Origin of the sequence: Streptomyces sp. LUP30 (genome assembly GCF_001746365.1) — a bacterium.
In the GTDB taxonomy this organism is placed as follows: domain Bacteria; phylum Actinomycetota; class Actinomycetes; order Streptomycetales; family Streptomycetaceae; genus Streptomyces.
On the sequence record NZ_MJAJ01000062.1, the window covers coordinates 33,235 to 51,763 of the forward strand.

The 18,529-nt window shown below is 72.8% G+C and carries 13 protein-coding genes; 3 read left to right on the forward strand and 10 right to left on the reverse strand.

Features of this window, described 5'->3' with window-relative positions; all coding sequences use genetic code 11:
* Positions 1-180 precede the first annotated feature (180 nt).
* Positions 181-1,434 (reverse strand): glycosyltransferase family 87 protein, encoded by a 1,254-nt coding sequence (locus BG482_RS34990; protein WP_069773258.1) that lies wholly within the window; start codon positions 1,432-1,434, stop codon positions 181-183.
* A gap of 103 nt (positions 1,435-1,537) precedes the next feature.
* On the opposite strand from BG482_RS34990, the gene BG482_RS34995 reads away from it, so the two are divergent.
* Positions 1,538-3,070 carry a hypothetical protein gene (locus BG482_RS34995; protein ID WP_370745939.1) on the forward strand — a complete coding sequence of 511 codons (1,533 nt, stop codon included), beginning with the start codon at positions 1,538-1,540 and terminating at the stop codon, positions 3,068-3,070.
* Here the strand turns inward: BG482_RS34995 and BG482_RS35000 are convergent.
* Positions 3,018-3,587 (reverse strand): MarR family transcriptional regulator, encoded by a 570-nt coding sequence (locus BG482_RS35000; protein ID WP_107450859.1) that lies wholly within the window; start codon positions 3,585-3,587, stop codon positions 3,018-3,020. The genes BG482_RS34995 and BG482_RS35000 overlap by 53 nt on opposite strands.
* Before the next feature lie 91 nt (positions 3,588-3,678).
* On the opposite strand from BG482_RS35000, the gene BG482_RS35005 reads away from it, so the two are divergent.
* Positions 3,679-4,092 (forward strand): organic hydroperoxide resistance protein, encoded by a 414-nt coding sequence (locus tag BG482_RS35005; protein WP_069773249.1) that lies wholly within the window; start codon positions 3,679-3,681, stop codon positions 4,090-4,092.
* 51 nt (positions 4,093-4,143) lie between these two features.
* On the opposite strand, the gene BG482_RS45840 is transcribed toward BG482_RS35005, so the two are convergent.
* The gene (locus BG482_RS45840; RefSeq protein WP_069773250.1) at positions 4,144-4,899 is read right to left on the reverse strand and encodes a hypothetical protein; all 756 of its coding nucleotides are present in this window, start codon (positions 4,897-4,899) and stop codon (positions 4,144-4,146) included.
* A gap of 125 nt (positions 4,900-5,024) precedes the next feature.
* Here BG482_RS45840 and BG482_RS35015 point away from each other — a divergent pair, with 125 nt between their 5' ends.
* The gene (locus tag BG482_RS35015; RefSeq protein ID WP_141746692.1) at positions 5,025-6,374 is read left to right on the forward strand and encodes a hypothetical protein; all 1,350 of its coding nucleotides are present in this window, start codon (positions 5,025-5,027) and stop codon (positions 6,372-6,374) included.
* Positions 6,375-6,381: 7 nt separating this feature from the next.
* On the opposite strand, the gene BG482_RS35020 is transcribed toward BG482_RS35015, so the two are convergent.
* The 7 genes from BG482_RS35020 to BG482_RS35050 form a co-directional block, all read right to left on the reverse strand.
* Complete coding sequence (locus tag BG482_RS35020) at positions 6,382-8,628, reverse strand: bifunctional glycosyltransferase family 2 protein/CDP-glycerol:glycerophosphate glycerophosphotransferase (RefSeq protein WP_069773251.1); 2,247 nt, start codon at positions 8,626-8,628, stop codon at positions 6,382-6,384.
* Positions 8,629-8,633: 5 nt separating this feature from the next.
* A complete protein-coding gene (locus BG482_RS35025) occupies positions 8,634-10,877 on the reverse strand; it encodes a bifunctional glycosyltransferase family 2 protein/CDP-glycerol:glycerophosphate glycerophosphotransferase (RefSeq protein ID WP_069773252.1) in 2,244 nt (747 codons plus the stop codon).
* Positions 10,878-11,030: 153 nt separating this feature from the next.
* Entirely contained in the window at positions 11,031-13,397 is a 2,367-nt protein-coding gene (locus BG482_RS35030) for a bifunctional glycosyltransferase family 2 protein/CDP-glycerol:glycerophosphate glycerophosphotransferase (RefSeq protein WP_079142531.1), read from the reverse strand.
* A gap of 162 nt (positions 13,398-13,559) precedes the next feature.
* Positions 13,560-14,387, reverse strand: a complete 828-nt coding sequence (locus BG482_RS35035; protein WP_256096578.1) for a carbohydrate ABC transporter permease — start codon at positions 14,385-14,387, stop codon at positions 13,560-13,562.
* A 20-nt stretch (positions 14,388-14,407) separates the two neighbouring features.
* A complete protein-coding gene (locus tag BG482_RS35040) occupies positions 14,408-15,688 on the reverse strand; it encodes a carbohydrate ABC transporter permease (RefSeq protein ID WP_069773254.1) in 1,281 nt (426 codons plus the stop codon).
* 69 nt (positions 15,689-15,757) lie between these two features.
* Positions 15,758-17,140: an ABC transporter substrate-binding protein gene (locus BG482_RS35045; RefSeq protein ID WP_069773255.1), complete on the reverse strand. Its 1,383-nt coding sequence runs from the start codon at positions 17,138-17,140 to the stop codon at positions 15,758-15,760.
* A gap of 147 nt (positions 17,141-17,287) precedes the next feature.
* Positions 17,288-18,529, reverse strand: a 1,242-nt coding sequence (locus BG482_RS35050; protein WP_256096576.1) for an FtsK/SpoIIIE domain-containing protein, incomplete at its 5' end; no start/stop codon positions are given.

Below are 18,529 nucleotides of genomic sequence, written 5' to 3' on the forward strand. Positions count from 1 at the left end.
GGACGGACCCACGGGCCGCCGTGGCCGGAGCCGCCGCCCCGGGCGCGAGGCGCCGAACGCCATGCTCCTGGCCGTGCCGTTCGCAACGTCCGTGCCGTCCGGCCGCACGCCGCGTGGACCGGGTCGCCCCGTGGCTTCAGGAACCGCGACTGCGGCCGTCGGCCGGACCGTGCGCGCGTCTCACAGTGAAGCGGGGGTCCGGCTCGTGTGCCGGGCCTGGGGGCAGCTCCTCGCGCCGGGGCCGACCAGGGGCGTCCCGGAGCGCCACAGCCGCAGGTAGGACAGCCCGGCGGCCCAGGCCAGCAGGCCGTTGCGCACGACCATCAGCGTCGTGCCGGTCCAGGAGCAGCTGATGACCTCCCAGTAGTGCAGCGGGTAGATCACCGTGCTGACCGCGGTCGCCGCCAGCAGGAGTACGGCCACCGGGCGCTGGGTGGTGTGCCGTGAGGTCAGGCAGACGGCGGCCAGGCCGAGCAGCCAGATCATGTACTGCGGGCTGATCACCCTGCTGGTGACGGTGAAGAGCAGGACGGCGCTCAGGGCCGCGTCGTACGGGGTGGCCTGGGTCCGTCGGCGGGCCCGGACCCGCCACAGGACCAGAAGGCCGAAGGCCACGGCCGTGAGCGCCAGCGAGGCGTGGGTGACGGAGGAGACGTAGGGGCCCACGAACTCCATCGCGCCGTACCGGTAGCGGGCCACGCCCGGCCACCCGGCGTGCGAGGCGAGCGAGAGCGCCGTGCCGCCCAGGGACTCGATCTGCACGCCCCGCGCGCCCTGTTGGAGCAGAAAGGAGAGGGGGTCGCGGAACGCCAGGGCGAGAAGCGCCAGCGAGGAGGCGCCCGTCACCGCCGCCGACCGCCATGCCGGCGCGCTCTCCCGCCCCCTCGGCGTCCCCAGCAGCACCAGCGCCGGCCATACCTTCACCAGTGCTCCCAGGGCCGCGAACGTGCCGCCCGCGCGCGGGAAGCGCGACAGCGTCACCAGGGAGACGACGGCGAGGGCCGTGACCTGCACGTCGTAGCGTACGAGGGGGATGTGCAGCAGCAGGGGAAGTCCGCCCGTCCACAGGGCGGCCCCGAGCAGGGAGCGGCCGGGGCGGGCGCCCGCGCCGACCAGCGCCAGCACGGTCACGGCGTCGGCGGCGAGGGTGAGGGCGACGAACGCCTGGAAGTACGTCAGGCCCGGCAGCAGCGCGGGCGACAGCAGGACCGCGCCGGCCCCCGGCGGGTACTGCCACAGCGGGTCGTGCGCAGGAAGGCCGCCGTGGACGAGGACGCCGTACCAGTGGTGGTACAGGCCCCACACCTCGCGGGCCACCCGTCCTCCGCCCAGCAGCGGCGAGGCGCTGTGGGCGAGCAGCCACAGCATGAGGGCGCGGGTGGCGAGCCACGTGAGCGCGAGAGTCAGGAGACGACGTTGCTTCGCGGTGTCCATCAACGCGGATGGTAAGCATGATGAATGTCTATTTTGCTCCATTACATACCTAATGCGCCGTCAATCGCCGTGATGGGGGGCTCTGCCCAGCAGAATCGGCGTCGTGGTGTGTGGACGCTCGCAGAAGACAGCCCGTACCGAAGTCCTGGCCGTCGCCGTCCCCGCGGCCGTGATGTCCGCCGTCGGGTTGTGGGGCCTCGACCGGGGCGGCATATGGCGTGACGAGGCCGTCACCTTCCAGGTCGCACGGCGTACGGTCCCGCAGATCTGGCGGCTGCTGCACGGGGTGGACGCGGTGCACGGCCTCTACTACCTCTTCATGCACGTCGTCCTCGCGGTCCACCCGGGCGAGGTCGTCCTGCGCCTGCCCTCGGTCTGCGGGGCCGCCGCCGCCGCCGCTCTGGTCGCGGCCCTCGGGGCGCGGCTGGCCCGCCCCCGGGTCGGCCTGTGGGCCGGACTGCTGTACGCGGTGACCCCGCTGGCCGGCCACTACGCGCAGGAGGGGCGCTCCTACGCGCTCGTCGCGGCGGGCGCGGCGGGTGCGACGCTCCTGCTGGCGCGGGCGCTGGACGAGGGGCTGCGGGGGCCGTCGGGGCGCACCTGGTGGGCTTACGGGGGTGTCGTCGCCGTGACCTGTGTGCTGCACGAGCTGGCGGTGTTCGTGCTGTGCGCGCACGCGCTCACCCTCGCGCTGCTGCGTGCGCCCCGGCGGGTGTGGGGGTCCTGGGGGCGGGCGGCCGGTGCCACGGTCGTCGTCCTGCTGCCGCTGGTGCTGGTCTCGCGCGGACAGTCCCAGCAGGTGGAGTGGCTGCCCGTGCCGCACTGGGGGAGCGCGGAAAGGCTGCTGCGCAGCTTCGCCGCGGGGCCGCGCGGAGCGGTGTTCTGGGGCTGCCTGGCCCTGATGGCCGTGGGCATCTCAGCGGGGCGTGTGGCGGCCTTCGCGGCGCCGCTGATGATCGTCCCGCCGGTCTTCCTGATGCTGCTCTCGCAGGTCAAGCCGCTTTACCATGACCGCTATGTGCTCTACGCCCTGGCGGGGGCGCCGCTGTTGATCGCGGCCGGCGCCGACCGGCTGGCCGAACTGGCCGGTCGCCGGTCGCGGTCCTGGGCGGTCACCGCGGCGGGCGTGTCGGCCGTCGCCCTGGTCTTCCTCCATCTGCTCCCGCTGCACCGCGAGTACCGCACCCTGGCCCACCGGCCGGACGACCTCGCCGCCGTCTCCGCCCTGGCCACCCGTGAAGTCCGCCCCGGTGACCCGGTGTTGTTCCTGCCCTCCCTCGGGCGGCGGACGGCGCTGGCGTACCCGAAGGGCTTCCGGGGGGTGCGTGACCTCGCGCTGAAGGCGCCCGGCCCCGAGTCGGGCACGCTGTACGGGCGTGAGGTCGGTCCCCGGGAGCTGCGGCGCAGGCTCGCCTCGGTGAACCGGCTCTGGGTCTTCGCCGAGCCGTACGCCCTGCGTTCCCGCTGGTTTCCCGGCGAGCCCACCGAGCGCCTCAAGCTCGTGGAGGTGGAGGAACGGTTCGTCCCCCGCTGGGAAGGTGAACGCGACGGGGTGACCCTCCGTCTCTACGTCCGCCGTCCTGCTACGGCCTCCCTGGCTCCTCCTGCGCCGTCGCCGCGTCCAGCGCCGAGGTGAGCTCGTCCAGACGCTCGCGCAGCGCGCCGATCTCGGCGAGTTCGAAGCCGGTGGCGGCGACGATCCTGCGGGGCACCTCGAGGGCCCGCTCGCGCAGGTCCGCGCCCGCCTCGGTGGGGCGGACCTCGACCGATCGCTCGTCGCGGGCGCTGCGCTCCCGGCGCACCAGACCGGCTGTCTCCAGCCGCTTGAGCAGCGGGGAGAGCGTGCCGGAGTCCAGGCGCAGGTGCTCGCCCAGCCGCTTCACGGGCAGCGGGCCCTGCTCCCACAGGACCAGCATCACCAGGTACTGCGGGTAGGTCAGCCCGAGGTCCTTGAGGATCACGCGGTAGACGCCGTTGAAGGCGCGCGAGGCGGCGTGCAGGGAGAAACAGATCTGCCGGTCCAGACGGAGCCAGTTCTCGGTGGCGTCCGCGGCAACCGTCGGGCTCGTGGCGTCCGTGGCGCCTGTGGCGTTCTCCTGGCCGACGAAGGGCAGTGGGGCGGTCATGTCTCCAGGGTAACCCTGACGCGCCATTTGGTTGTGCCCAATTTAATTGTGTGCTCTACTTATCTCCGTGAGGCGGCCGGACCGGGCCGTCGGAACGACCTGAGAGGGATGGTTTTCCATGGACGCGCTCTACACCGCTGTCGCCACCGCCACCCACGGCCGTGAGGGCCGCGCCGTCTCCTCCGACGGCAAGATCGACCTGGCGCTGGCCATGCCCGCTGAGCTGGGCGGCAACGGGCAGGGCACCAACCCGGAGCAGCTGTTCGCCGCCGGTTACGCCGCCTGTTTCGGCAGCGCCCTGGGCCTCGTCGGCCGTCAGGCGAAGGTGAACGTCAGCGACGCCGCGGTGACCGCCGAGGTCGGCATAGGCCAGCAGGGTGAGGGCTTCGCGCTGAAGGTGACCCTGCGCGTCGAGCTGCCCGACACGGTGGACGAGGCGACCGGCCGCAAGCTCGTCGAGCAGGCCCACCAGGTCTGCCCCTACTCCAACGCCACCCGCGGCAACATCCCGGTCGAGCTCGTCATCGAGTAGTCGTCGGGCGATCGCCGGGGGGAGCGGGCCGGCTCCCCCCGGCTTCGTGCGTCATCGCTGACCGAGGGCCCGTTTCGAGCGCCGGGCCGCCAGCAGCAGCGCGGGCAGGCCGATCAGCACCAGCCACACGTGCCAGGGAGCCCCTTGCCGCAGCGGCTCGCGCACCAAATCCGTTCCGGGGTCCCCGGCCGGGGCGAGGAGGCCCACGGACCGCCGGAAGCACAGGGCCGTCGCCGGCGCCACGACCGTCAGCGCCCACCGGCCCGCCACGGCCCGCCCCTCGCGTTCCCATCCCGCGACCAGGGCCAGCGCCCCGGCCGCGGCCACGGCGAACGTGACCGGGTCCACGAGCGCGATCAGGGCGTACAGCGTGCCGAGCCAGGCGTACCCCCACGGGCTCCTGAGGCCGCCGGGACCGACGTAGCGGACGCGGCAGCGCACCGCTCCCGCACGCGAGCCCGTCGCCGCCCAGGCCCAGAAGGACAGTCCGACGGCGAACGCGGACAAAGGAGCGAGGCCGCCCCCCGTCGCCCCGGCCGCCCACCCGCCCGCGGGCACCCCCGTGAGGTGGCCGCCCCACAGCCACGCCACGGCGAACAGGCCGAGGACGGGCGCCCATGGGCGGTCCGTCAGCATGCGGGTGAAGCGGCCCGTCCCGGTCATCAGCACCAGCAGGCCCACCGGCCCGGCCACGGCCGCGCGGTCCGGCGGCTCGCGCCAGTACGCGAGCGACATCCCGAGCCAGAGCAGGGCGCCCAGGAACCGGTACGGCGTCGGATGCCAGAGGGCGCGGACGGTGGGGCGCATTCCTCGCGCATCCCCTCTCCCGGGGCCGTGTTCTCGGCCGCTAGGCCGCACGGTGGATCCCGACTTTCGTGACCACGACGCGGTTCATACCGGTCGATATCGTGCTGAAACGCATGATAGGCCAGGTGACCATGTGGAGAACTGACCGGCTCCGTCGACCGACGTCCCCGCCGAACGACCGACGCCTGCTCCTCTTCTGGTTCTTCGTGTTCGCCCTGCTGTTCGCCGGCGCGCAGTCGGCCCAGACGCAGGGCCGCGCGGCCATGGACACCCGTCAGTACCTCGCGCACAGCTACATGCTGCAGGGGCTCGGCCGGGAGGAGGCCTCCCGGCGGGCGCTGGACTACTTCTGCGACAGCGTGCGGGTCAGGTCGGCCCAGCGGGACAGCGCGGACCTCGCCCGCTACCGCGAGCACGACGACGGCCGGACCGCCGAGCGGGAGTGCAGACGCACGATGGGGGAGCACGTCACGCGCAACGCCGGGCGCACCGACGTCACCGGGTACATGGCGCTGTTCAGCGACCCGCGGATGTCCGAGATCTTCGCCACCAGGCCCGGCTATCCGCTGTACACCGTGCCCTTCGTCCGCGGCTTCGGGCCGGTCGTCGGCCTGTGGCTGGCCTCGCTCGTGGCGACCGTCGCGGCCAGCGGCCTCGTCGTGCTCGTCCTGCGGACGCTGGGGGTGTCCGTGCCGCTCGCCCTGACCGGACAGGTGCTCTACTACGCGCTGCCGACGGGGAAGGAGGCCATGCTGCCCCTGTGCGAGGGACTGCTGCTGTGCCTGCTCCTCGCCGCCGTCCTGGGCTGCGCCCGGGTGCTCCGGGGACGCGTCGTGTCGGGGACGACGATCGCCGTCCTCGCGTTCGCCGGCGCCGCGGTCGTCAAGTACGCGCAGACCCTGCTCGCCGTCGCCGGGATCGCCGTCATGACCGCGCTGCTCCTGTGCGCGCGCCGGCTGCGGGGGGACGACCCGGTGCGCCCGGAGCGGGTGGTCCTCCTGACGACCGCTGCGCTCGCGGCCGCGATCCAGCTCGTCGTCCTCGCCTACGGACTGCCCAGCACGCAGGCCAGCCTCCAGGAACTGCTCTCCGTCCACTACACCAGAAGCCCGGTCGGCGACCCGGGGCCCGAATTCTGGCGCCTCAGCCTCGCCTTCTGGCGGGAATGGCTGCGCGACGCGCTCGCACAGCCCCTGGTGCTGCTGCTGCTCGCCTGCGGAGCGTGGGGCGCCTTCCGGCACCACCGGCCGTTCGCCTGTCTGCTCGTCGGCGTCGCCCTCGCCGGCCTGGCGAACCAGGCCGGACACCCCGAGGTGTCCGTCGGGCCCCGGCTGATGGTGATGGCGATGCTGCTGCCCGTGTGCGGGATCCCGCTCCTGGTCGAGAGCCATGTGCGCCGGAGCGCCGCGCGGGGGCGGGACCTGGCCCCGCCTCCGCGCGCGGGCCGGCGCGTCCCGGCGCCGGCCTCCCGCTGACCTCCGGTCAGCTGTACTCCGGCAGCCGCGCCGAACGGTCCACGGCCCCCGGGATCCTGACGACCGCCTCGCCGTCGTCACCGCCCGACGCCTCGCCCAGCAGGATGCGCCGGACGACGCGTTCCGCGGCCCGCCCGTCGTCGTACTCGCAGAACCGCTCCCGGAACGCCGCCCGCAGACGGGCCGACTCGGCGTCCCGCCAGGCGCCGGAGGCGAACGTCTTCACCAGCTCCTCGTCCGAGCGCGTCACATGCCCCGGCGGCTCGGCCGTGACGTCGAAGTAGGCGCCCCGCGCCGCACGGTAGGCGGCCCAGTCGTCGGCGTGCACCACGATCGGCCGGTCCAGGAGCGCGTAGTCGAACATCAGCGCCGAGTAGTCGGTGATCAGGGCGTCCGCGGCGAGCAGGACGTCCTCCACGTGCCCCTCGTCGGTGACGTCGGTCAGCGCGCCGCGCCGGTGCAGGTCGCGCAGGACCAGCGCCCGTTCGTGATGGCGGGCCAGGCTGGGGTGCAGACGCACCAGGAGCCGGTGCCCGGGAGCGAGCGAGGCGGCCAGATTCTCCAGGTCGACCCGCCAGACATGCCGGCCCCTGCGGTAGTCGCGCGGCGTCGGCGCGTACAGCACGACCGACTCGGACGCCCCGATGCCCAGCCGCGCCCGCAGCTCCGCCCCGCGCTCGCCCCCGCCCCGCACCAGGACGTCGTTGCGGGGACTCCCGCTGCGCAGCGACGCGAAGTGACAGGGGTAGGCCCGCTGCCAGACCTCCTCGGAGTGCCGGTTCGCGACCAGGCTGACGTCCCAGCGGTCGCTGCGCCGGAGCATGCCGCGGACGTTCGTGCCGTGCCGGGCGCCCGGCCGGTCGAGGAGGTCCAGCGCCATGTACTTCAACGGCGTGCCCCGATGCGTCTGGACGTGCACCGAACCGGGGCGTTTCACCAGGTCGCCGGCCCAGTTGCAGTCGTTGACCCAGTACTTGGCACGGGCCATCACCCGGTAGTAGCGCCAGGAGCCCGTCGTCACGAAGTCGGTCCCCCGCGGCACCTGGTCCACCGCGTCGGGCTGGACGACCCACACGCCCCGCATCTGCGGCGCGAGTGCGGCGGCACGGGCGTGGATCGCGAGCGGGTCGCCGGTCACGGCACGGCTGTGCCCGGCGGAGTAGGCGACGAGCGCCGGGTCGAGCCGCCGCCGCAGCTGGAGCCGGTACCAGCACCGCTTGACCTGCCGGGCGAGCAGCTCGCGCAGCCGGGCCGCCTTGCGTCCCGCCGCGTTGGCGCCGCGCCGCCACAGGCCCAGACAGAGGTGGGCCCGGTGGTAGGGGGCGAGCGTCAGCAGCCGGATCTCCGCGCGCCGGCTGTCCGGCGGCGGCACGAAGCGCGGCGGCACGTGCCGGCGGTAGAAGGCCCGGATACGGCGGTGGAACTCCTTGCGGTCGCCGCGCAGCACCCGTTCCGGGCGGGCCACCGTGAACAGCATGTGGTCCAGCGCCCGTTCGAACAGCAGCGGCCGCGCCCAGTCGAGGCCGGGCCGTTCGGCGAGGTACGCGAACAGTCCCTCGTACTGCTCGAAGATGTCGAAGTGCTTGCGTCCGGGGGTGCGGGTGATCGCGCCCTGCCGTCGCTGCCGGTATTCGACGCCCACCCGGTCCAGACAGGCGATCCGCTCGGCCGTGACCATCGTCTGGTAGGTGACGGGCGCGTCCTCGTACAGCCCCGGCCGGTACGCGAAGCCGTGCCCGACGAAGAAGTCCCGCCGGTAGGCCTTGTTCCAGGCGACCAGGAACAGCCGCAGGTACTCGGGGTGCTCACGGACGGAGAAGGTGTCGTCGCCGGCCTGTTCGAGGAGGTCCGCCGCGTCGCTGCGGCCCGCGCGGCCCCACCAGTGGGTGCGGACGTGGTCGAAGACCAGGATGTCGGGATCGCGGGTCGCGTCCAGCCGGTCGGCGACCGCCCGCAGCAGCCCGGGCGTGTAGCGGTCGTCACTGTCGAGGAACAGGACGTAGTCGCCGGTGGCGTGCGGCAGACCGGCGTTGCGGGCACGGCCCAGGCCGACGTTCTCCGGCAGGTGGACGGCCTTCAGCCGCGGGTCGCGCGCCGCGTACTCGTCGAGGATCGCTCCGCAGCCGTCGGGCGAGCAGTCGTCGACGGCGATCACCTCGATGTCGTCGAACGACTGGCCGAGCACGGAGTCGAGGCAGGGGCGCAGGAATCCCTGCACCTTGAAGACGGGGACGATGACACTGAAGCGGGGCACGAAGGTCAGCTCCTCGAGGAGGTCGGCACGGCGGCGGGCGCGGGCGTACGCCGCGGGAGCGGAACGGCGGGCTCGATGCGCTCGGCCGGCTCCCCGAGCAGCACCCGGCGCACGACGCGCTCGGCGGCGCGGCCGTCGTCGAACTCGCAGAAGCGGGCACGGAATCGGGCGCGCAGCTCGTCCGCCTCGGGACCGGCCCAGCGGCCGGAGCGGAAGACCTCGGCCAGCTCCCCGGGGGTGCGCGCGACCGGGCCGGGCGGGGAGCCCAGGAAGTCGAACGTCACCCCGCGCGTCTCGCGGTACACGTCCCAGTCGTCGGCGTACACGACGACGGGCCGGTCGAGGTTGGCGTAGTCGAACACGATCGACGAGTAGTCCGTGACGAGGGCGTCCGCCGCGAGGCAGACGTCCTCCGACGAACGATGCCCGGTGACGTCGATGATCCGCCCGTCGCGCGCGCGGGCCCGGTCGTCGTCGTGGAAGTAGTGGGCGCGCAGCAGGACGACGAAGTCGTCGCCGAGGGCGTCGCACAGCGCCCCGAGGTCGAGGCGGGTGTCGGAGCCAGCGTCGTGGTCGCGGTGGGTGGGGGCGTACAGGAGCGCGGTACGGCCCTCGGGCACGCCGAGCTCGCGGCGCACCCGGCACACGTCGTCCGCCGACGCGGTGTAGTAGACGTCGTTGCGCGGATAGCCGTACTCGAGCATCTCGTACGACGACGGGAAGGACCGCTCCCACACCTCGGTGGACAGCCGGTTCGAGCTGAGGTTGTAGTCCCAGCGGTCGATCCGGCCGAGCAGCCGGTCGAAGCTTCCGGTGGCGGCGGCGACCACCGGGTGCTCGGCCTGCTCGATGCCCATCTTCTTCAGCGGCGTGCCGTGCTGCGTCGACAGGTGCACGCTGCCGCGGCGTTTGACGACCGCCCCCTCGAAGTTGGCGTTGTTGACCAGGTACTTGGCGCGGGCCAGCAGCTGCCAGTAGCGGCGGCTGCCGATGACGGCGTGGTCGACGCCCTCCGGCAGGGTGTGCGCCTGGTCGGCCTCGACGAGGAACACCGAGCGGATGTGCGGGGCGAGTTCGGCCGCCTTGGCGTGGATCGCGGCCGGATTGCAGGCGTAGCCGCGGCCCCAGTAGGCGCAGTACACGGCCAGATCGGGGTCGATGCGACGGATCAGCTGGCTCCGGTAGTACAGACGGGTGCGCAGGGTCCGGGCGCGGGGCACGCGCCGGGCGACGGCCGCCGCCTTCCGGTTGGCGCCGCGCAGCGCCCGGAACGCCGTGTACGCGCCGGTCGCCAGCAGCCGGTGCTGCACGCCGAGGCTGCCGGCGGGGCGGCGGAACCCGGCCGGGCGGTGACGCCGGTACAGCCTGCCCGCGCGCCGGAAGAAGGCCCGGCGGCGTCCGGCCAGCCGGGTGGGGTGCGCCGCGGTCTTCAGGACGACCGCGAAGAGCTGCTCGAACAGCGGGCCCGACCGGTCCTCGGTCAGCCCGGCCTCGGCCGCCCGCGACAGCACCTGCCCGACCCGCTCCAGCAGCTCCATGTGGTGCGCGCCCGGCTGGTTCAGCGGATCGCCCTGCCGCCGCAGCAGATGCCGTACGACGACCGACCGCAGCACCGCGATCCGCCCGGCGTGCACGCTGACCAGACCGCCGAAGCCGAGGTCGGTGAAGTGACCGTCGGGAAGGACGAGTTCGTGCTCGGTGAGGAACGACCTGCGGTAGAGCGTGCCCCACACCGGCAGCTGCACCCCGGTCACATGCGGGGCCTCCACGGGTGAGAAGGCGTCCGTCGGCGTCTTCGCCAGCAGCGGCGCCGCCGGGTTCGCCGCCTCGCCCTCCCACCAGGGGACGCGCTCGTGCTCGGCGTACAGGACGTCCACGTCGCCGGTCTCGGCGAGGCGGGCGTCCAGCGCCGCCAGGGCGCCCGGGGCGAGGGTGTCGTCGCCGTCGAGGAACAGCAGGTACACCCCGGTCGCCGCCCGCATTCCGGCGTTGAGCGCTCCGGCGCGGCCCTGCGACGGCCGTGACCGCACGGGCGTGACCCGGGTGTCGCGCCGCGCATGGCGGGCGGCGACGGCGGCGGCCACCGAGTCGGGCGCGTCGGCGACCGCGATGACCTCGAAGTCGTCGTAGGACTGGGCGAGGACGGAGTCCAGCGCCAGGGACAGCCGGCCCTCCCCCACTCTCGTGTCCACACGGCCGGGGGGACCCCCGTCCCCGTAGGACGGGACGATGATGCTGAAGCGGGGCATGCTGCTCTTTCTGTGTCTTCTCGGTGCGGTGCCTGGTGCTCAGGCCGGACGACCGCGGCCCGGGCGTCCGGTCGGGCGCCAGGTGGACGGCCGGGTGGGGGTGGGCCGCGACGAACCGGTGGGCATGCGAACTCCCGTGGGGCGGACGGCGGATCAGCGGCGGTCGACGACGGAACGCGGGCCGGCGGGCTGCGGCACGACGGCGAGCGGCGGGCGCCCCGACGACTCCCCCGGCCCGACGGCGGACCCGGCGGCCGTCTCGACGGGCGAAGCCCCAGGAGCCGGAGCCGGAGCCGGAACGGAAACCGACGGTGAGACGGCCGCTGCCGTCGCCGCCGCCGAAGGCGCGGGCCGGCGCTCGGCGAGCGGTGTCGCCGGGGGCGGCTCCGGCTCGCCCAGCACCACCCGTCGCACGACGCGCTCGGCGGCGCGGCCGTCGTCGTGCGGGCAGAACCGCTCGCGGAACGCGGCGCGCAACTGGGCCGAGCGGGAGCCGCGCCAGTGACCGGTGGCGAAGATGTCGATCAGTTCGTCCTCGCTGCGCGCGACCGCGCCGGGCGGGAAGGAACGCAGGTCGAAGTAGGTGCCACGGGCCGCCTCGTACGCCTCCCAGTCGTCGGCGTGCACCACGATCGGGCGGTCCAGGTTGGCGTAGTCGAACATCAGGGACGAGTAGTCGGTGACCAGGACGTCCGAGGCCAGGCAGAGGTCCTCCACGCTCGGACGGCCGCTGACGTCGATGATTCCGGGCACCGGGCGGTCGACGAGCGGGCCCTGCCAGTAGTGGGCGCGGGCCAGGATCACGAAGCGCGGGCCCAGCCGGCGCAGGACGCGCTCCAGGTCGAGAGGGCAGCGCTGGGCGCGGCTGTAGTCGCGGTGGGTGGGCGCGTACAGGACGGCGATCGCGTCGCGGGGGATGCCGAGGGACTCGCGCAGCCGGGCCACGTCCTGCGCCGTCGCCCGCTGGAAGACGTCGTTGCGGGGGTAGCCGTACTCGAGCGTCTCGTAGCCGCCCGGGTAGACGCGCTCCCAGGTGAGGGTGGTGTGGCGGTTGGCGGACAGGACGTAGTCCCACTTGTCGACGCCCCTCAGCAGCTCGTCGAAGTCCATGCCCCGGGCGGCCGCCGGACGCTCCTGGAGGTCGAGGCCCATGTGCTTGAGGGGGGTGCCGTGCTGGGTCTGGACGAAGACCTGCCCGGGCCGCTTGACCAGCCGCCGGTCGAAGTTGACGTTGTTCACCAGGTACTTGGAGCGGGCCAGCGCCGTCCAGTAGGCGGCCGTGCCCGGACGCACCCGGCGCGGACCCGGCGGGACGGCGTCCTGGTGCTCGGGGCGGGCGATCCACGCCGTGCGCACCTGCGGCGCGAGGGCGCGGAACGCGGCCTCCAGCGCGCCCGGGTTGCAGCCGTGTCCTCGGCCCCAGTACGCGGCGAACACGGCACGGTCGGCGCGCAGCGGCAGCCGCAGCTGGATGCGGTAGTGGGCCTGCAGCAGGGCCGCCCGCAGGGCGCGGGCGAGTTTCGAGACCGCCTTGTGGGTACGCCTGCGCAGGGTCATGGACGCCTCCAGCGCCCGGTAGGTGCGGTGCACGCCGAAGTGGACCAGGGTGTGACGCAGCCGGCAGCGCAGCGAGACCGCGGCACCCGGGGTGCGGTAACGGCGGTAGTGCGCACGGGCCTTGCGCAGGAACTCGGCGCGCGAGCCGCGCGGCAGGCGGTCCCGCTTGGTGAACACCGTCGACAGATGGTCGACCATGCGACGGAACAACACCGGCCGCCACCGCGCCAGTTCGGGCCGCTTCTCCACAAAAGCGAAGACCCGGTCGTACTGTTCGAAGACGTCGAAGTGTTCCCGGCTCGTGGTGGACAGGATGCTGCCCCGCCGGCGCTGGCGGTAGTGCACGCAGACCCGGTCCAGCGTCGCCAGCGTGCGCGCCGCCATCAGCGCCGGGTACGTCCACGGCGCGTCCTCGTAGTAGCCGGGCGGGAACCGCAGGCCGGTGCTCTCCACGAACTCCCGCCGGTAGGCCTTGTTCCAGGCCACCATCAGCACCCTGAGCAGTCCCGGACGGTCCTGGAGCCGGAAGGGCGCCGGACCCTCCTCGCTGAGCTGCTCGGCGAACCTGTTGCGGACGGCCTCACCCGTCCAGTACGTGCTCGCGTAGTCGTAGACCAGGACGTCCGGCTCGCCCGTCGCCTTCAGCCGGTCGGCGATCGCGCGCAACGCGTCCGGGGTGAGGGTGTCGTCGGAATCGAGGAACAGCAGGTAGTCGCCGGTGGCCCGCTCCAGACCGGCGTTGCGGGCCTGCCCCAGACCGACGTTCTCCGGCAGGTGCACGGCCCGCACCCGCGTGTCCCGGGCCGCGAACTCGTCGATGATCTCGCCACAGGCGTCCGGCGACCTGTCGTCGACGGCGATCAGTTCGAGATCGGCGTACGACTGGGACAGCACCGATTCGAGGCACTCGTGCAGGTACGCCTGAACCTTGTACGCGGGGACGATGACACTGAACCTGGGCAAGGGACATCCATGGGTCGGCGCGGGCGGTAGACAGGGCCTTGCCCGGAAACGGCCGATGGAGTGACTTGGTTACGGTTTCTGCGGCATACGGGGGATTGCGGGTGAACGGACAGGGGCGGGCCGATGACCCGGCCCGCCCCCCGTTCTCCCGGCCGCCACCCCCTACTTGACGGCGCCCGCCATCACGCCGGACACGAACTGCCGCTGGAACGCGAAGAACACGGCCAGCGGGATCACCATCGAGATGAACGCGCCGGGCGCCAGCACGTCGATGTTGTTGCCGAACTGCCTCACCTGCGTCTGCAGGGCGACGGTGATCGGCTGGCTGTCGGCGTTGGTGAACACCAGCGCGACCAGCATGTCGTTCCACACCCACAGGAACTGGAAGATGCCCAGGGACGCGATGGCCGGCCCGCCCAGCGGCATCACGACCCGTGCGAACAGCCGCAGTTCACCCGCCCCGTCCAGGCGCGCCGCCTCCAGCAGCTCACGCGGGATCTCGGCGAAGAAGTTGCGCAGCAGGAACACCGCGAAGGGCAGTCCGAACCCGACGTGGAACAGGATCACGCCCAGGATGTTCCCGAACAGGCCGATCTTGCCGAAGAGTTCGGCGATCGGAATGAGCGCCACCTGCACGGGCACCACCAGCAGCCCGACGACGCCCAGGAACCACCAGTCCCGCCCGGGGAACTCCATCCACGCGAACGCGTAGCCCGCCAGCGAGCCGATGACGACGACCAGCACCGTCGCCGGCACCGTGATCAGCACGGTGTTGACCAGGGAGCCGGTGATGTCGCCGTTCTCCAGGAGCTTCTGGTAGCTGTCGAAGGTGAGTTGGGAGGGCTTGGAGAACACCTCCCACCAGCCGCTCGCGCTCATGTCCTCGGGAGCGCGGAGCGAGGAGATGAGCAGCCCGACGGTCGGCACCAGCCAGAACAGGCCGACGACGATCAGGAAGACGCGCACCAGCCCGCCGTTGAGCTTGTTCATGACCCATTCGAGTCGCCCGGTCACCGCCGCACCTCCCGCCGCAGCCTGCGTACGTTGAACCACATCACCGGGATCACCAGGAGCAGCAGGAACACCGCGATGGCGCTGGCGATGCCCGGCTGGTCCTCGGAGAAGCCCTTGCGGTACAGCTCCAGGGCGAGCACGTTGGCGTCGTCCTGCGAGGAGCCGGGGGCGATGATGAACACCAGGTCGAACACCTTCAGCACGTTGATCATCAGCGTGACGGTGACCACCGCGAGGACCGGTGCGAGGAGCGGGACGGTGACCCTGCGGAACACCTGCCACTCGGTGGCGCCGTCGACCCGCGCGGCCTCCAGCAGTTCCCGGGGAACGCCCGCCAGACCGGCCGCGATCAGCACCATCGCGAAGCCCGCCCACATCCAGATGTAGGAGCCGATGATCGCCGGGGTGACCAGCGACGGGCCGAGCCAGTCCAGCCCGTTGTACGCCTCCTTGAAGTTGGCCGCGGGCAGCCTCAGTTGCGCCCCGTCCGCCGTGGCGGGGAGCGTGAAAGTGCCGTCGTCGGCCGCCTTCGTCGACGCCACGACCTTGCCGTCCTTCACCGCCTCGATCTTCATCCCGGCGTAGCCCAGTTCGGTCGGGTCGGGCACGCCGAGGGTGCCGACGCCCTTGCCGCGGGTGAAGTCCTGCCAGGCCGTGCCGGTGACCGCCCCCTGTTCGGGCCGCGCCTTCACGGCCTTCCCCGCGTCGCCGGGCATCTGGTCGGGGGCGACGCCGACCAGGGGCAGCGACACCGGGACGCCGGTCCGGACGGGCTCCTTGGTGATGAAGCCGCCCCCGTCGGCCTCGAGCGGGGATTTCCGGCCCGGGTGCGCCTTGGGGAACGCGGACGCCTCGGCGAACGTGTCGTGCACGCCCACCCAGACCGCGTTGGCGACGCCCTTGTCCGGGTCCTGGTCGTAGACCAGCCGGAAGATGATGCCGGCCGCGAGCATGGAGATCGCCATCGGCATGAAGACGACCAGCTTGAACGCGGTGCCCCAGCGCACCCGTTCGGTGAGCACCGCGAAGATCAGACCGAGCGCGGTCGCGACCGTCGGCGCGAACACCACCCAGATCACGTTGTTCTTCAGAGCGGTGCGGATGCCGTCGTCCGTGAACAGGGCCTTGTAGTTGTCGATGCCGGCGAAACCGTCGCCGGACTGGTCGTAGAAGCTGCGGACGACCGAGTACCCGATCGGGTAGACCACGAGCGCGCCGAGCAGCACCAGGGCCGGCAGCAGGAACAGCGCTGCCACGGCCTTGCGCGTTCCGGTCACGCTCCTGCGCGAGCGAGGAGGGGCGGGGGCTCCGGGAGCCCCCGCCGCCTTGGATGTCGTCATGCCGGGTCAGTTCCCGTACGCGGCCGCGGCGTCCGACTCCAGTTTCGCCTGGATGCCGGCCACGTCCGACGGGTTCTTCAGGAAGTCCTGCAGGTCCTTCCACTCGCCCTTGCCGGGCGTGCCGCCGAAGGCCTGCGGGGCCTGGTCGGACATGTCGAAGCGGAAGTCGTCGCCCGCCGCGACCAGCGCCTTGGCGATCGTCCGCTGGACGTCGTTGGGGTACACGGAGACGTCGACGTTCTTGTTCGGCGAGAGGTAGCCGCCGAGCTTTGCCTGGATCTGCGCCGCGTCCGGCGAGGCCAGGAAGGTCGCCAGCGCCTGGGCTCCCTTGGAGTCCTTCAGGATGACCGCCGCGTCGCCGCCCGAGACCACCGGCGCGGTGCCGCCGACCGTCGGGAACGGGAACACCTTGGCGTCCGTGCCCACCTTCGACTTGGTGTCGGCGACGTTGACCTGCACGAAGTCGCCCTCGTAGACCATGGCCGCCTTCGGCTGGTCGCCGCCGGTGAACGTCTGTGTCACCGAGGCGGGGAACTCGGTCTGCAGCGCGCCGCTCGCGCCGCCCGCGATCCAGTCCTTCTTGCCCCAGACCTGGGCGAGGGTGGTCAGCGCCTCCTTGACGGAGGGGTCCGTCCACTTGATCTTGTGCTGGGCCAGCTGGTCGTACTTCTCCGGACCCGCCTGCGAGAGGTAGACGTTCTCGAACCAGTCGGTGAGCGTCCAGCCGTCGGCGCCGCCGACCGAGAACGGGGTGACGCCGGAGTCGTACACCGTCTGCGCGGTGGCCAGCAGGTCCTTCCACGTCTTGGGCTCGGAGGCGCCCGCGTTCTCGAAGACCTTGGCGTTGTACCAGATCAGCGACTTGTTGGCGGCCTTGTAATAGACGCCGTACTGCTTGCCGCCGACCTTGCCGATGTCCTGCCAGCCCTGGGAGTAGTTCTTGGTGAGCTGCGCCTGGGCGTCGGCCCCCAGCGGTTTGGCCCAGCCCTTGTCGGCGGCCTGCTTGATCGCGCCGGGCTGCGGCAGCATGGCCACGTCCGGCGGAGAACCGCCCGCGATCTTCGACCCCAGGAAGTTGATGATCGGGTCCTGCGCGGGCACGAAGGTGATCTTCGCGCCGGTGCGCTTCTCGAATTCGGCGAGCACCTTCTTGAAGTTCGCCTGCTCCGTGCCGGTCCAGACGGCGGCCACCTCGAGGGTGGTGCCGTTCAACTTGGGGAGGGCGAGGGTGTTTTCGGAGTCCTTGGTGCCGGTGCCGCCGTCGGTGCCGTTGCTCTTGTCGTCGTCGCCGCCGCATGCGGTGAGCGAGAGCGCGAGGGCTCCCGCCAGGAGCATGGCGGCCGTTTTCACGGTCCTGCGTGTGCGGATGGTGCTGCTCGTGCTGCGCATCACTGCCCCGTTCTTCGTTCCTCGTCGAACGTTGAGCGCTGTCCCGTGGCACTGGTCTACGCCGGGTGCCGGGGGTGGGCAAGAGCGCCCGCCCTGTCGAGCGGGGGATCGTGACCGCGTCGTGATCAGTGCCGTGGCGTGCCGGGCTCAGTGGACGCCGGACGGGCTCGGGTGCCGTGCGGCCCGTTCCAGGGCGCTGGCCAGCAGGGCCAGGTCCGTGGGCCCGTTGCCGAGCTCCCGTACCGGCCTGCGGGTCGGCGGGTCGCCCATCCGGGCCCATTCCAGGGGGACCACCGTGGGGCGGAGGGTCGCCGTCCGGGGTATACGTCCCGTGACGCGGCCGGCCTGGAACGGGGTGAGGCGGCCGTCCGCGCCCTTGAGGCGACCGCGGCCCGGCGCCGGTTCGTCCGGTCCGGAAACCGGAGGTTCGAGCGTGATCCGGACGGTGGAGCGACGGGCCGGCTCCGACTCCGCCGTGCGGCCCCCCGGGCCGGTCGCCGCCACCAGGTGCACGCCGAGCCGCTCGCCCTCGCGGGCCACCGCCTCCAGCGCGCGCATCACCGAGCCGGCGGCGGGCCGGCCGGGGGAGCCGAGGGCGGGGGAGACCAGCGCGTCCAGATCGTCGACCACCACGACCAGGCGGGGCAGCGGCGGCGTCGCCTCGGCTTCCTGACGTGCCGCCGCCCCCGGACGCAGCCGCAGGGTGGAGCTGGGCGGGGCGTCGAGGTCGGCGGCGCCGCCTTCCGATCCCGCGGCCGGTGCGTTCGACGCGCTCGCGGCACGCTGCGGCTTAGGGGTGCGCTGCGGGACGATGCGGCCGGACACCGCGCGGCGCGTGTGCCACTCCGCGAAGTCGGAGCGGCCCAGCAACTCGGCCCGCCGCTTCAGCTCCGCGCTCAGCGACTGCGCGAACTCCCGCATACGGACGGGGTCGTTGGCGGTGAGGTGGGTGGTGACGTGCGGCAGGTCCGTACAGACCCGCAGTCCGTCGCCCGGTCCGCCGCCGCCCTTGCCGACGGTGTCGCGGCCGTCCAGGAGGATGACGCTCAGCCGGTCGGGCCGCTCGGCGGCGGCCAGCGAGGCGACGACCGCCCGCAGCAGTTCCGTGCGACCGCTGCCCGTCGGGCCCTCGATCAGCAGGTGGGGGCCCTCCGTCGCCAGGTCCACGCCCACCGGGCCGCGCGGGCCGGCGCCCAGCACGGCCCACGCCCGGCCGCCGAGCGCGTCGGCGTCGTCGGCCGCGTCCGCCCAGCGGGCCATCAGGGAGGCGGGTGTGGCCCGGGCGAGGCCCTGAACAACTCCTGGGTCGCGATCACGCCGGACAGCCAGTGGATGCTCTCGGGCGAGTGGGGCACCATGACCCGGTTCCTCGTCTTCCCGACCCCCGGC

Excerpts from the sequence above, each read along its gene's own strand:
- BG482_RS35000 (WP_107450859.1), bottom strand. The coding sequence starts at position 3,587 with ATGGCGCGTCAGGGTTACCCTGGAGACATGACCGCCCCACTGCCCTTC.
- BG482_RS45840 (WP_069773250.1), bottom strand. The coding sequence starts at position 4,899 with ATGCGCCCCACCGTCCGCGCCCTCTGGCATCCGACGCCGTACCGGTTC.
- BG482_RS35035 (WP_256096578.1), bottom strand. The coding sequence starts at position 14,387 with ATGAACAAGCTCAACGGCGGGCTGGTGCGCGTCTTCCTGATCGTCGTC.
- BG482_RS35005 (WP_069773249.1), top strand. The coding sequence starts at position 3,679 with ATGGACGCGCTCTACACCGCTGTCGCCACCGCCACCCACGGCCGTGAG.
- BG482_RS35025 (WP_069773252.1), bottom strand. The coding sequence starts at position 10,877 with ATGCCCCGCTTCAGCATCATCGTCCCGTCCTACGGGGACGGGGGTCCC.
- BG482_RS34990 (WP_069773258.1), bottom strand. The coding sequence starts at position 1,434 with ATGGACACCGCGAAGCAACGTCGTCTCCTGACTCTCGCGCTCACGTGG.
- BG482_RS35045 (WP_069773255.1), bottom strand. The coding sequence starts at position 17,140 with ATGCGCAGCACGAGCAGCACCATCCGCACACGCAGGACCGTGAAAACG.